The sequence below is a fragment of the Helicobacter suis genome, from assembly GCF_902196125.1.
In the GTDB taxonomy this organism is placed as follows: Bacteria; Campylobacterota; Campylobacteria; order Campylobacterales; family Helicobacteraceae; genus Helicobacter; species Helicobacter suis_B.
In genome coordinates, this window is sequence record NZ_CABIKG010000021.1 from 1 (window position 1) to 16644 (window position 16644).

At 40.2% G+C, this 16644-nt stretch carries 13 protein-coding genes and 4 tRNA genes; 7 read left to right on the forward strand and 10 right to left on the reverse strand.

What is annotated here, in order from left to right; translation table 11 throughout:
• From G6Q00_RS07430 to G6Q00_RS07475, 10 genes are all read right to left on the reverse strand, one after another.
• Positions 1–221, reverse strand: a 221-nt coding sequence (locus G6Q00_RS07430) for a hypothetical protein (protein ID WP_163532318.1), incomplete at its 3' end; no start/stop codon positions are given.
• 641 nt (positions 222–862) lie between these two features.
• The gene (gene murA / locus G6Q00_RS07435) at positions 863–2149 is read right to left on the reverse strand and encodes a UDP-N-acetylglucosamine 1-carboxyvinyltransferase (protein ID WP_163532641.1); all 1287 of its coding nucleotides are present in this window, start codon (positions 2147–2149) and stop codon (positions 863–865) included.
• 1 nt (position 2150) lies between these two features.
• Positions 2151–2549, reverse strand: coding sequence for a hypothetical protein (locus tag G6Q00_RS07440; RefSeq protein ID WP_006564940.1), 399 nt, complete (start codon positions 2547–2549; stop codon positions 2151–2153).
• Positions 2542–3378 carry a UTP--glucose-1-phosphate uridylyltransferase GalU gene (galU, locus tag G6Q00_RS07445; protein ID WP_163532642.1) on the reverse strand — a complete coding sequence of 279 codons (837 nt, stop codon included), beginning with the start codon at positions 3376–3378 and terminating at the stop codon, positions 2542–2544. Before galU ends, G6Q00_RS07440 begins: the two co-directional genes overlap by 8 nt.
• A complete protein-coding gene (locus tag G6Q00_RS07450) occupies positions 3375–5033 on the reverse strand; it encodes a lytic transglycosylase domain-containing protein (RefSeq protein ID WP_163532643.1) in 1659 nt (552 codons plus the stop codon). The genes galU and G6Q00_RS07450 overlap by 4 nt, the downstream gene beginning before the upstream one ends.
• A 2-nt stretch (positions 5034–5035) precedes the next feature.
• Complete coding sequence (locus tag G6Q00_RS07455) at positions 5036–5329, reverse strand: YggT family protein (protein ID WP_205426571.1); 294 nt, start codon at positions 5327–5329, stop codon at positions 5036–5038.
• Positions 5319–6656: a glutamate--tRNA ligase gene (gene gltX / locus G6Q00_RS07460; protein WP_163532644.1), complete on the reverse strand. Its 1338-nt coding sequence runs from the start codon at positions 6654–6656 to the stop codon at positions 5319–5321. Before gltX ends, G6Q00_RS07455 begins: the two co-directional genes overlap by 11 nt.
• A 102-nt stretch (positions 6657–6758) precedes the next feature.
• Positions 6759–8177, reverse strand: a complete 1419-nt coding sequence (locus G6Q00_RS07465; RefSeq protein ID WP_163532645.1) for a multiheme c-type cytochrome — start codon at positions 8175–8177, stop codon at positions 6759–6761.
• Positions 8178–8210: 33 nt separating this feature from the next.
• Complete coding sequence (locus G6Q00_RS07470) at positions 8211–8903, reverse strand: cytochrome c3 family protein (RefSeq protein ID WP_163499703.1); 693 nt, start codon at positions 8901–8903, stop codon at positions 8211–8213.
• 134 nt (positions 8904–9037) lie between these two features.
• Positions 9038–9652 carry an XRE family transcriptional regulator gene (locus tag G6Q00_RS07475; protein WP_163499704.1) on the reverse strand — a complete coding sequence of 205 codons (615 nt, stop codon included), beginning with the start codon at positions 9650–9652 and terminating at the stop codon, positions 9038–9040.
• Between the two features lie 208 nt (positions 9653–9860).
• Between G6Q00_RS07475 and G6Q00_RS07480 the strand changes: the two genes are divergently transcribed.
• From G6Q00_RS07480 to G6Q00_RS07510, 7 genes are all read left to right on the forward strand, one after another.
• Positions 9861–9938 (forward strand) — tRNA-Pro (locus tag G6Q00_RS07480).
• 13 nt (positions 9939–9951) lie between these two features.
• Positions 9952–10028, forward strand: a tRNA-His gene (locus tag G6Q00_RS07485).
• 42 nt (positions 10029–10070) lie between these two features.
• Positions 10071–10147 (forward strand) — tRNA-Arg (locus tag G6Q00_RS07490).
• Between the two features lies 1 nt (position 10148).
• A tRNA-Arg gene (locus G6Q00_RS07495) sits at positions 10149–10225 on the forward strand.
• Positions 10226–10301: 76 nt separating this feature from the next.
• Complete coding sequence (locus G6Q00_RS07500; RefSeq protein ID WP_163532646.1) at positions 10302–13853, forward strand: proline dehydrogenase family protein; 3552 nt, start codon at positions 10302–10304, stop codon at positions 13851–13853.
• The gene (gene putP / locus G6Q00_RS07505; protein ID WP_163532647.1) at positions 13843–15318 is read left to right on the forward strand and encodes a sodium/proline symporter PutP; all 1476 of its coding nucleotides are present in this window, start codon (positions 13843–13845) and stop codon (positions 15316–15318) included. Before G6Q00_RS07500 ends, putP begins: the two co-directional genes overlap by 11 nt.
• 39 nt (positions 15319–15357) lie before the next feature.
• On the forward strand, positions 15358–15597 hold the full coding sequence (locus tag G6Q00_RS07510) for a hypothetical protein (RefSeq protein ID WP_163532648.1): 240 nt from the start codon (positions 15358–15360) through the stop codon (positions 15595–15597).
• The last annotated feature ends 1047 nt before the right edge of the window (positions 15598–16644 follow it).

The window sequence follows — 16644 nt, forward strand, 5'->3', positions numbered from 1 at the left end:
CTTTTAGTGATGTCAAAGTTGCCCATATGCTTTAATACATATTGTCTAACCTTGCGCTCCTCTGCTTGGTCTCTCCACTCCCCAGCGTGTTTGCCTTTAAAATAAATGAATGATAATTTTGTTAGGCGGGGGGTATGTTTAGGTGTTGCATTTGAAAATTGCACCGGCTTAGATCGAATTAGATTAGCTAGTTGCTCTTGTGCAAGTTCGGGTATTTCCAAGTGCTCCCCTTAAATACTTAATCTTGGGGAAGAGCACAAAAAATAGCCTTAAAATGCGCTTAGCACCCACTGCACCAACAAAACGATCGCTAGTTTGGCATACTCTTGCTAGGGGCTTTAGGGCGCAAGTTGTAATTAACAAGGCCTACAATGCGGCTATTTTAAGCACCTAACCTTTTGGCTAATGCCTTTTAATGGCTTGGCTAAAGCTAAGTACTTCACAACAAAAGCTACAAAAAGCTACAGGTTGTAAAATACTTAATTAGAGGTAAAGGCTTACAAGTGTAAGGGTTTGTAGAGTTTAAACTCTTAGAATGTGTTGAGCACCAGCGCTAAAGCTTACAAGCTTAAGAAGGGCTTTGTACTAAAAGTGCCAAAATAAGGCTGCACTTAAAGATCTAAGATAGCCTTAGCAAGCCGGCTTTGATAATCTAATTAATCCTCTAGCTTGAATGCGGGGCATAAACTGCCATTTATATCTTTATTTTTATGTAAGCCATGTTGGTGTATGTCTTTAGTAGGCAAAGCTCTTGCCAATAACTAGGGTTGAAACAGGAATACAACAAAAGTCCCGTACTCTATAGGTTTATAGAATTTTATAGGGTTTTATGGGATTTTATTTGTAAGAGCGCAATGTATGATTAAGACATTGATTCTTTGAGCCGTTTAATCTTAGCCCCTAGCGCATTCATCTTAACTTCTAAACACTCATAACCGCGATCTAAGTGGTAAATACGGTGTACCCTGCTTTTACCAGTAGCAACTAAAGCGGCTAAAATTAAAGCTGAGGAAGCTCTTAAATCTGTAGCCATCACATCTGCACCCATTAGGGCACAATTGCCCTTGATTTGGGCTAAGCAACCCTTTAAACTAATCTGTGCACCCATGCGTTGTAATTCGCTTACATGCATGAAGCGGTTTTCAAATAATCTTTCCTCAATAAGGCTACTGCCCTCACACTGGGTAGCTAAAGCCATAAACTGGGCTTGTAAATCGGTTGGAAAACCCGGGTATTCTGTGGTGGTAACATTAAAGGCGCGTCTTTGATCTGTTTTGTGGATAGTAAGCATATGGCCTTGTCTATCTTCTTTAATATCAATGTGAAAGCCAATTTCATTTAATTTACTTAAAACTGCCTCTAAATGAGAAGCGTTAGTATTTGTTAAAGAAAGAGTAGAATTAGTAATGGCTGCTGCGCATAAATAAGTCCCGCATTCAATGCGATCTGGCATGATATGGATAGGTTGCAAGTTTAGCGCTTCTTGATTGCTGCCACGGATATATAATTCGCTACTACCAATCCCCTCAATTTCTACACCCCCAGCTTGTAAAAATTCGCATAATTGCACCACCTCCGGCTCTTTGGCCGCATTGATGATTCGACTCTCTGCACGCGCTAAACTAGCAGCCATGACTACATTTTCTGTACCCGTTACGGTGATCTTATCAAAAATAATATCACAGCCTTGCAGCCCGTGTTTGGCCTTAGCGATAATATAACCCCCATCAATATGAATATCAGCCCCCATTTTTGCTAAAGCTTTTAAATGCAAATCTACAGGTCTAGCCCCAATTGCACAACCACCCGGTAAACTCACCTCGCATGTTCTAAAACGCGCAAGTAGGGGCCCTAAAACTAGAATAGAGGCGCGCATTTTGCGCACCATATCATAAGGGGCTCTAAAGCGCGTGATCTTCTCTGTATTGATCTTAAGATTATGCGTACTCTGCCACTCCACCTGCGCGCCTAAATGCATTAAAAGATCAACTAAAGCCCGCACATCACTTACATGGGGTAAGCCACTAATGCACACGCTAGCCTTACCCAGAAGTGTACTAGCCAAAATAGGTAAGGCGGCATTTTTAGCACCCGAGATAGCAATGCTCCCGCTTAGTGTTTCTCCACCCTTGATTTCTAAATAATCCACGCTAATCCTTCTTTTTATGTTTGAGCGCTAAACCTACAGTGTTAGCGATGGTTTTTTGCATTTTAGGGTTGGCATCTTCTATATCTTGTCCAAATTTAATGCTTGAATCTAAATCTAAAAATTCAGACGCGGCTAGCTTTTGGATTAATTCAAGCCAATCTCCTTCTTTAGTGTTCTTGGGTAAAACTTGGTAATAGCGGTTAAAATTTTCTAATAAAGCATGATAGCCCGCTGTATCTTTGATCTTATCAAACTCTGATAGAAGTTCTTTAACTGTAGGAATCTTACTTGGTGGGGGTGGGGGTTTTAAATAAGTGTAGACAAAACCAATAAGAAAGATAGGGAAGGCAAATAATAAACTAATTGCCCAGTAAAAGCCATAAAACCACAGATCATACATTCAAATCACGCGTATATAAATGATAAAAATCATTTGTAGCCTTTACAAACCCCTCTACATTCCCACAATCATAACGCTTACCCTTAAATTTGTAGGCTAGTACTAATTTATTTTGGGCTTGTTCTAACAAAGCATCAGTGATCTGGATTTCTTGATTTTTACCCGGTTTAGTGTGTTTGAGTATTGCAAAAATATCCGGGGTTAGAATATATCGGCCAATAACGGCTAAATTGCTAGGGGCTTCCTCTGCTTTGGGTTTTTCTACCATGTCTTGTACTTGATAAACCCCCTCTGCTATTTCGCGCCCTAAAATCACCCCGTATTTATGCACCTCTTCCATGCTCACCTCCTCAATAGCAACCATGCAACATTGGTATTTGTGATACAACTCCACCATTTGGGCTAGTACTCCCTTACCCTGAAAGTTAATGCATAAATCATCGGCTAACACCACCCCAAAAGCTTCATTACCAATGAGGGTTTGGGCGGTGTAGATAGCATGCCCTAATCCTTTCATTTCATATTGGCGGGTGTAGGAAAACCTGCATTCTTGCATTAGTGTGCGGATACTCTGTAAATATTGCTCCTTTTTAGTACCATTAATTTGGTGCTCTAATTCATAGCTAATATCAAAATGATCTTCAATAGCCCGTTTACCGCGCCCTGTAACAATAGCTATACTATGACAACCCGCCTCCACAGCCTCCTCTACGCCGTATTGAATCAGGGGTTTATTGACAATGGGTAGCATTTCTTTAGGCATGGCTTTTGTCGCGGGTAAAAAACGCGTGCCATAACCTGCTGCCGGGAAAAGGCACTTTTTAATCATGGTTTCTCCTTTTGTAAAGTCGCGTTAAAAAAACCCCTTATATCAAAATGGGGGTGGTGGGCGTGGTGTTTAAAAATACTTTGGTAGATAATGTAATTAGCCATGACCTTTTGGCCATAAAGACGGGTTTCTTCATAAGGAATTAGTTCCATGCTAAGCCATGGATCAAATCTACGCCTTTGGCTAAAAAAATGCCGCTCTTTAAGGAGTTTTCTAAAAAAATTAGGCCCTCCATTATAACAATAAGCCACAAAAAGGGGGTGTTTAAATTCCTCTTTAAGTGTGTTGAGGTAGTAATTACCAAAGAGTAAAGAGATATTTGGGTTAAACATGTCAGTAAGGCTAATAGAGTTAAACCCTAGTTGGTGTGCAAAGGGAGCCACATTAAAAGGCATGATTTGCATTAAACCTAGAGCATAGGATCGAGAAACTAAAGCGGGTAAAAGCAAACTTTCTTGTCTAGCAATCGCATAAGCCATAGCCTTTTCTTGTAGATTTTTCCAGCGGATACTGTGCTCATAGGGGGTTAAAAAGTAATGCCGTTGCTGGTTATAGTAGTGGCTTAAAAAATAGGCTAAATGGGCTTGACTTTTTTGTGTCCGTAAAGGTTTAAGCGCTTTTAAAAAGGTACTTTTATCATTAATAGCCAGAATCTTTTCTTTTAAAATTTGCCATGCAAAAGGGTCTTGTATATCAAAATAGGGTTGTCTATGGCTTAACCAATCTAAAGAGGTAACTAAATGGTATTTCGGTGTGGTTTTAAGGATTAAATTAGCATAAAGACTAAAAAGATTGGGGTTTAAACTATAGCTTAGGGTTTTTAAATAGCTACGATCTTTACTCATCAGATATTGCCAAAATAGCGCGCGATCGCGCAAAAAATCAGAGTTAGCGCTTTTTTCTGAGAGTTTAAAATAATTAAAAGCTTTTTGTTCTTGGTGGTGCAAAAGAGAGTTAATCCCTAAAAGAAAAGCGGTTTTAGAATCTGAATGGGTGATAGAGGCCTGACTTAAAGCTTGTTTGAAGTGTAAAAACCGGGTATCTAAAATAATGCGCTGTAAAATATCATTAAAGGCAGCGTTATTTTGATTAGCCAAAAAGCTTAAAATATCCGGATCAATGGGCTTATCTAAAAATTCTTGTCTTTGATCGTAGGAAAGCGCATTGTATAAAATAGCCACATTGGCCGCCCCAGCTTTAAGAAGAATCTGAGTATTAGAGGGGTTAAGTAAAATCTCTAGTACCGCGTAGTATTTAGGATAAGCGCTTAGTTTGTGTTGCAAAGTTTTAAGAAGAGAGAGATTAGCCTCTTGTTTAGCCTTACTAAAGATTTTAGAAAAAGACAAGCTAGCAACAATACAAGAGCTATCTTTAGAAATTAAATCGGCTAAGGGAAGGTCTTGGCATGGGCTTTTGCTAACAGGTTCTAATGCTTTTTTTTGATACATCAGAGTTTGGATTTTGGCGTTTTTATAGGCCACAAGTGCGTAAGCCTCTTGGGCTTCTTCGGCTGTGGTGCTGGGGTCTTGTAAAAAGATCCAAATGAAGAAATCTCGCGCAATGCCCTTAGGTTTACTCTTTAAAAAATTCAAAGTGAGTTCTTGGGCGCTAAGGGTGCTTAGTAGAATTAAAAAGCCTAAAATCCAAGCGTGCAAATTTAACCTTGTGCGTACACAAATAAGAGTTTGACCACTGTCATGTCTAAAAACTCCAAGATGATAATCACGGCTAAAGGGGAGAGATCAATTCCATTAAAAAGCAAGAAGGGCATCATTTGTCGTATTTTTAATAAAACCGGCTCTGTGAGGCGATAAAGGATTTGTACCAAAACATTAGACGGATCAGGCCTTAAAAAACTAATCAAAGAGGCAATGATAATGATCCAAAGATAAAGATTAAGCAAGGCATGTAAAATAGTGGCAATAGCATTTAAAAAAGTGTTAACAACCATGATCTGTAGCCAAAATAAGGATTTGATCTAAAAAAGGATATACATGGGGATAAAGTGTGGCTAATTCTAGGCCGTGGGATTGTCCGGTGAGTAAAATTCGTAGGGGTTTAAAAAAATCCTTCCCCTTAAGCTGGCTTTTTTGCATCGCTATCTGTTTAAAATTGGCAAAATCTGTACAAACTGGCATGGTTTTTAAAGTGTTATAGAGTAATAAACATTGATCATAAAAATTTTGCCCCTCATAATCTTTAGAAATATCTTTAGGCGCAAACATTGCCTGTAACTTGCTGCGTAGCTCTACTAGGGTGCTAGATTCTTCTAAGAAAAGCTGGGCTAATGGGGCCTTAGAGGGTTCTATTTGCAAAACTTTAGCCAACTGCTCTAGGCTAAGATTTTGGAGGCGTTTGTGATTTAAATGGCGCAAATAAGAGAGGCTAAATTTAGCACTAGAGGCACTTACATGTTCAAGTGCAAACCAAGTAGCCGCCTCAGATAAATCAAAAACTTCTTTTGGAGGCTTATACCCTAAAGCAATCAAATAATTAGCAATGCTAGCGGGTAAAAACCCTTGTTTGAGTAACCACTGCACACTAGAAGATTCAACTCTCTTGCTCATCTTTTTCCCATCTTCTTCGTTTAGAATAATGGGTAAATGTGCGTAGGTGGTGGGTTTATAGGGTAAATTAAGTACGCGAGAAAGCGCTTGTTGGATAAGCATTTGCTTGGGGGTGTTACTTACATGATCTTCTCCGCGGATAATATAGCTAATGTTATAGGTAAAATCATCGCAAGCACAGGCAAAGTTATAAGTAGGGGTTTGATTAGATCGCAAAATCACAAAACTATCAAGTTCATGGGCTTTAAAACGAATTGTACCCTTGATTGTATCTGTAAACTGCATTTCTTGGGTACTTCCTTTTAAACGCACAACAGGATTAGGGTTACTCTCTTTTTCTAAGAGTGCCCAATGATCTTCATAGCGAAAGGGTTTTTTAGCCTTTAAAGCTTCTGCTTTTTTGGTTTCTAAAAAAGCAGGCGTGCAGTAGCAGTAAAAAGCCTCTTGATTTTGCAAAAGTTTTTCTGCGTAGGCTAAATGGGTGGGTAAGTTTACACTTTGATAGATCAACTCATTCCAAGTAATGCCTACTTTTTCTAAAATCTCTAAGATTTCTTGATCTTTACCCGGAATATTGCGTTCTAAATCGGTGTCTTCAATGCGCACCATCAGGGGGAGTTTAAGGCGCTTGGCTACTAGAAAATTGAGTAAAGCCACACGCAAATTCCCAATATGCATACTTCCCGTTGGAGAGGGGGCAAAGCGTAACATTGATTTAGCCTTTTTGCCCGATTATAACTAAAAGTGCTTTAAAAGTGCCCTTACTTATGCAGTTTAAAGGGCGTGCTTGCAGGGGTTAACCCTGCAGTAATACTAATCCTCAATTTGGTTAGTTTTGATGCGTTTAGCGTAGATTTTTCTAAGCTTTCTAATATCTTGTTGGACCTCAAAGACCCCATGCCAGTGGGAGTAATCCGGAGCCATCATAATACCCCCTTGTCGCATGCGGCGGCCTTCATGGTGCCACATGTGATACATGGTGTTTTGGAAATCATCGCTCCACATGTCTTTGCCTAACAAGTGCTTTTTAGCCAAAGCATCGCGCATTTTAACCGCCTCTTGGTAATACTCATTATAGAGCATGATATTTTTATCTGCCATGAGGAAGAAGTTATCAACATGGGTGCTATTATGACAATCCATACAACCTGCTTTCATTTCCTCGCGTGCTGCTTCAGGTCCTTTAACATTGCCTGCTAAAGGATTACCTGCAGTAACTTTATTATCATACTTAAAGGCATCGCTAGCGGTTTCATATCCACCTGTGCGCAATTGGCTCAAGGGCATGAACAAATTCCATTTTAAGCGACGGCTCACATTGTGGGTTACAGCACTTTTAGAGTTACCACTCATATGACAAGTTGCACAGGTAGGGGCTCTAAAGTCTGGCACTTTCCAAGTACCGGGCGCGGCATCAAAATTCCATTGCTCAGCCTCAGTATTGTAGATATGCCCGTGCATAGAGTTATTATAAATCTCAATATCTGGGTGATCAGGACCTAAGTGGCAACTTGCACATGCAGCCGGTTTTCTAGCCTCAACCAAGCTAAATTTATGCGCACTATGACAACTTGCACAGTTACCCAAAGATCCATCCGGGAAGGCCGTACCAATACCATAAGTAGGCCAAGTTTCTGGGGTAGGGCGTCTGTTTTTGTTTAATTTGATGATCGTGCCATGGCATTGTGAACAACCCGTAATGGAGGGTGCAAGCCCTAAATCTGGATGCCCACGCCCTTCTACTTCAATCATGAGATTGCGCATGTTAGCCTTAGCCCAAGTTTGCACCGCACCTCTGGAGTGCCCGCTGTGTCTAAACTCTGTAACCTCTTTTTCATGGCATTTAGCACAAGTGTTAGTAGAAACAAGTACAGAAATGGGCACTTTAGAACCTTCATGCCCATCCATAGTGAGCATGGGGCTATCTTTAGTGATGCCATGGCAATCAATACAACTCACTCCCGCGTGGGCATGGCGACTCATCTTCCAATCAGCCACAATACCCGGATTCTTTTTAGCATGGCATTCAACACAGGCCTTAGCCTCTGGGGTCATGCCTCTAAAAGTTTTAAGGGGTAGTTGTGTATCCATAGTGTTATCAACACTTGTACCCCCCCCTGTATGGGTGGCGCTATTTGTATGAGTGCTACTCGTGTGAGAGCGAGCAGAAGCCACCCCTACAAGACACATAAACATCAAGGCTAGCAAACTCATTTTGCTAGAAGCACGCATGGTTCTCTCCTTTAGTCGGGTTAAAGCACATTTTTACTCCTTTGTCTGGGTCTTTGTTTGGATTTTACGATCAGCCATCGCAGAATCTGAGGCGGGTTTGATTCTGCTTAACTCCTCTAGCGTCTGCTTACTATCCTGCACTAGTATAGCTCTAGGATAGGGTTTATAATCTTTTTTCAAGAAAGCCCTAAAGTGTAAACCTAAATTTTTATGGCCTACTTGATCTAAATGGCATTCTACGCATTTTTTGTGCGAAAGCCCGCTAAAGTAATCGCGGTGGGGCAAAAAGGCTTTCAAGTTAGAAGTGGTTTCGCTTTTAAGATCTTCATGGCAGCGCAAACAACCGGAGTCAAACACATACTCTTTTGCGCGCCGTCTATTTTCCTCCCAGTCAAATTTGTATGGATTTTTAAAGGTGTTACCATATACATCATTAAGCCCCAAAATGGTTTTTGTTACAAAGTAATTGATGATGTTGTCATGGGGTAAATGACAATCCACACAAGTGGCTTTAAAACCCACACCATTTTTACCGCCATGTTTATCTAAGTGGTAGGCATCTACCTCAGGGGTCATGATATGGCACATCCCACAAAACTTATCATCTCCTGTCCACTCCACTGCTTGCACGGTTAAAATGCTTAAAACCACGCCAAGCACACACCCCCCCACAAAGAGCCAGAACAAGAAAAACCGCCCTTCTTTTAAAGCAAGTAGAACGCCCATATTGCCCTCGTTTAAAAAGTTGCCTAAAACTTCTTGGAATTATTACTATGTAAAGTTAATGAAAAAGAAATTTTTTTACAAAATTGTAAAAAATTGAGAATTAAGCGATAAAAGATTATCCCCCCCGCTCCCATTTATAAACTAAAGGTGTGTAATACGCCCACTACTCTACCTAAAATAGCTAATTCGTCCAAATTATGTACCGTGATGGGTTTGTAAACAGGGTTATCACTGATGAGAGATATTTTAGGGCGTTTGCTAAGACGGCGGATATAATACTCCCCGCCTAAATTTACCACATAAATCGCCCCCTCATAACGGGTACCATCGCTTTGGAATAACAATAAATCATTTTCTTTAATGCGAGGCTCCATAGAATTACCCATAGCCTGTATAAAACCTAAATGATCGGTAGAGACCAAACCAAAGCGCCGGATTAAAAAGGATTTGCTTAAAGGCAGAAAGGTCATTTTATCCTTATCCTCCGGGCTATTGCTAGTACCCACTTTAATATCTCTAAAATAAGGCACCATCACGGTATCTTTTACCTCTTGGTGGGTGGAGGTGAAAAAATACAAATCGGTGTTAAGCGCGTGGGCTAGCTTTTCTAAAGTCTCTAAAGTGATATTGCTTTTATGCTCACTCTCATAGCGTTTAATGCTTTGTAGACTAATCCCACATTTTAAGGCTAACTCTTCTTGGGTTAAGTTATTGGCACTCCGTAGTTGTTTTAATTTTTCTTTTAGCATAAAAACTCCCTTCTTGTATCTTGTGTATCCTTGTGTACCTAAATAAAACATACCTAACCCTCTTTAAGTCTCACTTAGAGGCTTTTATACGGATAATTTATACAAGTGAGTTATTTAAAGTATGTTTAAAGCACCTTTTTTAGGCATAAAAACTTTTAGCTTGACAAGATAACCCTATTTAGGATAAAATACCCTTTTGTGAGAATTTCGGGGCGTAGCGCAGCCTGGTTAGCGCACTTGGTTTGGGACCAAGGGGTCGAAGGTTCAAATCCTTTCGCCCCGACCAGCAAGGTTTTATGGTGGGTGTAGCTCAGTTGGTTAGAGCACCAGATTGTGGTCCTGGGGGTCGTGGGTTCAAGCCCCATCACCCACCCCATTGCTTTTTAACTTCTGCTTATTTCCCCTTTCTTGCGTTTTTGCGCTTGTAGCTCAATTGGATAGAGCACCAGACTTCGGATCTGGGGGTTAGGGGTTCGACTCCCTTCAAGCGTACCACGCGCTTGTAGCTCAGTTGGATAGAGCAACGGCCTTCTAAGCCGTAGGCCGCAGGTTCAAATCCTGCCAAGCGTACCACCCCTTAAACACTATTGATTAACTTAAATGCCCTATAATGGGGCAGGTTTTTATTCATTGATTAAACGGAGTTATCATGCCAGCACAGCCTCTTGAGGAAATTATCCGCTCAACTTGTACCCTTGCCCGTACCTTGCAACAACGCATCAGCCAGAAACTTAGCCACACCGAGCGTTCTTTCCATAACAAGATGCAAAAACTCTTAAGCAACCCCTCTAATAAAATCATGCTCATTGAATTACTCGATCGCAGTTTTCGTTGCCAAAACAACCGCGCCCGCTTTGATCTTATTGAACACACACTAAAAGAGCACGGCATCGCAGATTTTTTTAGCGGCTTTGAAAAATTCTTACTTGTGGCCTTTTTGAGTGTGGGTAAAATCGCCCCCTCTATTAGCGTCCCTTTTTTCATTAAAAAACTCCGTAAAGACACAGAAACGCTTGTTTTAGACGAGGAGGGAGCGAGCTTGCGCCAAAAAATTGAATCGCGGCGCGAGGCGCATATCACGCTAAATATCAATCTCATCGGGGAGGAAGTGCTAGGCGAGATAGAGGCTTCTTATCGCATGCACAAATACCAAGAAGCCATTAAGACTAGTTTTATTGAATACATCTCTATTAAAATCACCACGATTTTTTCTCAGATCAACATTTTAGACTTTGAACGCTCCAAACAAGAGGTGGTTAAGAGGCTAGATATTCTTTATGGCCTAGCTTTAGAGCAAAAGGAAAAACATGGGCGAGATAAGTTTATCAATTTAGATATGGAGGAATATAAAGATTTAGAACTCACCGTGGCTGCCTTTATGGAGTCCATTGCCAAATTTCCCATTAGTGCAGGCATTGTATTACAGGCCTATATCCCGGATTCTTATGAATATCTTAAAAAATTGCTAGCCTTCTCTAAAGAGCGGGTTTTAAGCCAACTCCCCCCTATTAAAATCCGCTTTGTCAAAGGCGCGAATATGGAAAATGAGGAAGTGGTTGCGGCGATGAAGGGTTGGGAATTACCCACCTTTAAAAGCAAGCAAGATACAGACTCCAACTATAATAAAATGCTTGATTTGATCTTAGAAGATGAGAATTACAAATATATTCATATTGGCATCGCTTCGCATAATCTCTTTGAAATCGCCTATGCCTACACCCGTATCCACACCCTTAACGATCCAACAGCCCAAGAGCATTTTACCTTTGAAATGCTTGAGGGAATGAGTTTACAAGCTAGCTATGAACTTAAAGAGATGCACAAACTTATTTTATACGCCCCCGTCTGTGATGCCAAACATTTTAATAATGCCATTGCCTACCTTGTCCGCCGTTTAGATGAAAACACCGCAGCAGATAACTTCATGAAAGCCTATTTTAATCTTACCGTAGACTCCCCTGCTTGGAAAGATCAAGAAAGCCGCTTTTTAAAGAGTTTAGCGGGCATGGCCACTATTCAAAATATCCCCTACCGCACTCAGGATAGAAATAGCGCACAAAGTGGGCATTCTACCTATCCAGATAACCCTTTTAAAAATGAAAGCGACACAGATTTTATTTTAAAACCTAACCGGCAATGGGCACAAAAAATCGTAGATAAAACCAAAAATGCGCCCATTATAGAACTCTCCCCTGTGATTGGCCGTTCATACAACGCCCAAGACCTTAAAACCCTCATCATTCAAGATAAAATCGCCCACAAAAAGATCGCCGCTGTAGCTTTAGCTAATGAAGCGGTGATTAAAGAAGCGCTTGAATCGGTTAAACAAAGTTCTTTTTCTGAAAAGAGTTTTAGTGAGATTCACGCTCTTTTAAGCCAGACAGCGCAGTATTTTAGAGAAAGGCGGGGGGATTTAATTGGTTTGAGTGCGCTAGAGGTGGGTAAAACCTTTGTAGAAAGCGATGCAGAGGTGAGTGAGGCAATTGACTTTTTAGAATACTACCCACATAGCTTGCAACAACTCCTCAAACAACACCCTGAAGTACGCTTCCAGCCTAAGGGGGTGGGGGTTGTGGTGGCTCCGTGGAATTTTCCTATCGGTATTTCTGTAGGTACGATTGCTGCGCCTTTGGCGGCGGGTAATCGCGTGATTTATAAACCCTCTAGTTTAAGCGCGGTGGTGGGGTATCGTTTGTGTGAATGTTTTTGGGATGCAGGCATTCCTCGCGATGCGCTTCTTTATTTGCCCTGCAGAGGCGAAGATGTGAGTAAACACCTACTAGCAGACCCCCTTATTTCTTTTGCTGTTCTAACCGGATCAGAGGATACAGCTAAGCGCATGTTAGAGGCCAGCCCCACTTTGGCTTTAAGTGCAGAAACAGGCGGGAAAAACGCCACCATTGTTACTAAGTTTGCTGATCGCGATCAGGCAATCCGTAATGTAATTCATTCAGCCTTTAGTAACTCCGGCCAAAAATGCTCGGCTACTTCGCTTTTAATCTTAGAAGAAGAAGTTTACAACGATGTAGATTTTAAAAAGACTTTAGTAGATGCGGCTAAGTCTATGAGTGTGGGCGATCCATTAGAGTTATACCATAAAGTAGGCACTCTAGCCGATCTACCCAGCTCTAAAGTTAAAAAAGCACTCGAGCACATTGAAGATCACGAGGAGTGGGCTATTAAACCTACTACTCTGAATGATAACCCCTATTTAATGCCCCCTTGTATCAAATATGGCACCCGCTTAGGCGATTACACCCACACCACCGAGCTTTTTATCCCCTATCTTTCTGTGATGAAAGCCAAAGATTTAAAAGAGGCCATAGAAATAGCCAACGCTACAGGTTATGGGCTTACAGGGGCTTTAGAATCTTTAGATGAAAGGGAGTGGGATTATTATATTAATCATATTGAAGTGGGCAATGTCTATATCAACAAACCCACCACAGGGGCTATTGTGTTGCGCCAACCCTTTGGGGGGATTAAAAAATCAGCTGTTGGATTAGGGCGCAAAGTAGGGATTTATAATTATGTAACCCAGTTTGTGCGCATTGAGGAAATCCCCGATCTTATCACCCAAAGCGCCACAACCCCCTTTTTACAAGCCCTTGAATCTTTTAACGCCCAGAATAATCATAGCTTTAAAGAGGCGGTACAACTTGCTCGTAATTACGCCTACTATGAACAAGAGGAATTTAGCCAAAAACGCGACTTTGTACAAATCAGAGGCGAGGAAAATTGGTTTTCATACACCAAAGTTTCTAGCATTGGTTATCGTGTATGCTCTACAGATGGCCCTTTAGAACTTTTTAGCGTTTTAATGGCTGCCGCGGTGTGTGCCATTCCCCTTACAATTAGTACAACCAGTCAAACAGAAAACCCGCATTTTGAAAAACTTCTAGCCTGTTTAGAATGCCTCAAACACCACTTTAGCCCTACAATTTGCTATGAAAGTTTGGAGGATTTTAGCGCTAAATTAGAAAGCTTTGGGCGGATACGCTACTTTAGCCAGTCATTAGACTCCCTTTATGAGGCCGCCAGCACTTTAGCCATTGTACTAGCTACAGCTAAGCCTCTTAGATGTGGGCGCTTTGAATTGCTCAATTACCATTTAGAAAAATCGGTGAGTATTTCTTATCACCGCTATGGCAATCTAGGCGCAAGAGGTTTAAAAATGCAAAAGCAAGCCCATGCAGATTAATTATCAAGTTTTTACCGTCTTTGTTCTGTACTCTGTTTTAATGCTAGCCATTGGTTTTTATTTTTATAAAAAGAATGAAACCACAGAGGATTACTTTTTAGGCGATCGTTCTATGGGACCAGTTGTCAGCGCACTAAGTGCGGGGGCAAGCGATATGAGCGGCTGGCTTTTAATGGGCTTGCCCGGGGCTTTGTATGTGAGCGGATTAATCAATAGCCATATTGCCATTGGTTTAACAATTGGGGCATGTATTAACTGGGTTTTAGTAGCTAAACGACTCAGGGTTTATACAAGCGTAATTGCTAATTCTATTACTATTCCGGATTACTTTGAAACCCGCTTTAGCGATGATAAACACATTTTACGGCTTTTATCAGCTATTGTAATTTTGATCTTTTTTACCTTTTATGTTTCCTCTGGGCTAGTGAGTGGGGCTAAGCTTTTTGAAGCCACCTTTGGGGTTAAATACAACCATGCCCTCATTACCGGGACGCTTATTATTGTAACTTATACCTTTTTAGGCGGTTATAAGGCGGTGTGCTGGACAGATCTCATTCAAGGGCTTTTGATGATGGGGGCATTAGTAGCTGTGCCTTGCATGATGCTTTATCACTTAGGCGGATTTGGCCCTAGCTTTGATCTTATCGCACAGGTTAAACCAAATAATCTTACCTTTTTAGAGGGTACTTCTCTCGTGGCCATTATTTCTAGTTTAGCTTGGGGTTTGGGTTATTTTGGCCAACCCCATATTTTGGTGCGCTTCATGTCTATCCGCTCTATTAAAGAAATCCCCCAAGCCACAGCGGTAGGTATCTCGTGGATGGCCATTAGTTTGATTGGCTCTTGCTTAATTGGCTTACTAGGTGTGGCTTATGTGGCTAAATTCCATTTAAGCTTAGATGATCCAGAAAAGATATTTATCCACATGAGTGCTACACTTTTTAACCCATGGATTAGCGGGGTGCTTTTAAGCGCTATTTTAGCCGCAGTAATGAGTACAGCTAGTTCGCAATTATTGGTGAGTTCTTCTACCATTGCTGAGGATTTTTATTCTAAGATTTTTAACAAACAAGCCCCCGTTCAAACCGTGATGTTGGTGAGTCGTGCAGCAGTCTTAGCCGTAGCTTGTATTGCTTTTCTTATTTCTACCGATCGCAATGCTAGCGTGCTTAAAATCGTGTCTTATGCGTGGGCGGGCTTTGGCGCGAGCTTTGGCACGGTGATTTTATTTTCTCTCTTTTGGGCACGCATGACAAGGATAGGGGCTATTATGGGAATGATTTTTGGTGCTAGCACGGTGATTTTATACGATAAATTTGGCAAAGTTTATTTAGACATCTATGAAATTGTACCCGGATTTATCGCCAGTTCCCTAGCCATTGTGATTTTTAGCTTACTAAGTTCTGTGCGCCCGGGTACAAAAGATGCTTTTGATTTAGTGGTGCAAGAGATCAATAAGGAATGAATTTGAAACTTTATTTCCACCACTTCACAAGGATGCTCCATGAAAGCAGAGAATAACACCCAAAACATTGATGAACTCTTTGAAGAATTTGAAGAAATCAAAGATGATTTAAGCCATGTAGAGGAGCAACTAGCACAAATTGCAAATGAACTTAAAGAAATAGGCCATGATTTAGACACACTGGATAATCTCTTAAATCAAGACAACCCTTTAAGTTTAAATCAGGATAATTCTTTAAATCAAGACAATCCACAAGATAATTCTTTAAAAAATGGGTAATCTTTTAAGGAATGAGTGATTCTTTAAAAAAATTAGAAAAATTGATAATCCTTAAAAAGTTGGTTATTCTAAAAAAAACGGATAATCCTTAGATTTAGAGAATTGATAATCCTTAAGTAAAATTTAAGGAAGCTAAATTTGAGGAAGCTAAAAAAGATTTAAGAGAGTTTAATAAAACTAAAAGGTATTTAAGAAAGTTCAACAAAGCTAAGAGAACTTTAAGAAAACTAAAAGAGATTTAAGAAAGCTTAACCGATTGACTAAGCTACAAACCACAAGCTAGAATAAGAGAATCTTAAGAAAGTTTAAGAAAGTTAAAAGAGATTCAAGAGAGTTTAACAAAACTTTAAGAAAGTTAAAAGAGTAAAGTTTAAAGAGTTTTAACAAAGTTTAATAAAACTGAAAGAACTTTAAGAAAAGGAGATTTAAGAAAAGCTTAACCAAGCTAAAACAACTTCAAGGATTTAAGAGCTTTAAGAGAGTTTAGCCACAACAGAGTTTAGCCACAACAACCGGAACTAACAGATAAACAGGATAACTAAATAAACAGAATAACTAAATAATCGCTAGGTCATATAGTCATATAGATCACAATCCACTACCAGCTAACACTAAAAATTAAAAATCTTAAAAACCAAAATGCTAAGTTACTCACCCTAGTTACCACAATTCACTCTAGCTACTACAATGCTACTACAGCGCCTTAACCCTAATAATATTCAACCCTAATAATATTGCAAATACTCAACCCCAATATATTGCAAAAAGCCTTGCTAACTTTTCAGCATACCTTAAGTTTATCAACGATAAAATCAGCTTTTGCTTCTAAGAAAGCTAATGTTTTAAGGGCTTTTAGGGTTAAATCTTAATAGAAATCAGACCTTGAGGTTGTGTTGATTGCAAGATTGAGGGCTATTCTATCATGAGCCTTTATTCTCTTAAAAATAGTTTTGGTTTTCTTAGTGTTATTTGTTTTTTCATTGTTAATAGCCTATGTAAAAGGGTAAATTACAAAGCCAAAAGAATTACACTCAATAAGGCGGTGAG

Excerpts from the sequence above, each read along its gene's own strand:
- G6Q00_RS07500 (WP_163532646.1), top strand. The coding sequence starts at position 10,302 with ATGCCAGCACAGCCTCTTGAGGAAATTATCCGCTCAACTTGTACCCTT.
- G6Q00_RS07475 (WP_163499704.1), bottom strand. The coding sequence starts at position 9,652 with ATGCTAAAAGAAAAATTAAAACAACTACGGAGTGCCAATAACTTAACC.
- G6Q00_RS07455 (WP_205426571.1), bottom strand. The coding sequence starts at position 5,329 with ATGGTTGTTAACACTTTTTTAAATGCTATTGCCACTATTTTACATGCC.
- gltX (WP_163532644.1), bottom strand. The coding sequence starts at position 6,656 with ATGTTACGCTTTGCCCCCTCTCCAACGGGAAGTATGCATATTGGGAAT.
- G6Q00_RS07470 (WP_163499703.1), bottom strand. The coding sequence starts at position 8,903 with ATGGGCGTTCTACTTGCTTTAAAAGAAGGGCGGTTTTTCTTGTTCTGG.
- putP (WP_163532647.1), top strand. The coding sequence starts at position 13,843 with ATGCAGATTAATTATCAAGTTTTTACCGTCTTTGTTCTGTACTCTGTT.
- G6Q00_RS07510 (WP_163532648.1), top strand. The coding sequence starts at position 15,358 with ATGAAAGCAGAGAATAACACCCAAAACATTGATGAACTCTTTGAAGAA.
- G6Q00_RS07465 (WP_163532645.1), bottom strand. The coding sequence starts at position 8,177 with ATGCGTGCTTCTAGCAAAATGAGTTTGCTAGCCTTGATGTTTATGTGT.
- galU (WP_163532642.1), bottom strand. The coding sequence starts at position 3,378 with ATGATTAAAAAGTGCCTTTTCCCGGCAGCAGGTTATGGCACGCGTTTT.
- G6Q00_RS07440 (WP_006564940.1), bottom strand. The coding sequence starts at position 2,549 with ATGTATGATCTGTGGTTTTATGGCTTTTACTGGGCAATTAGTTTATTA.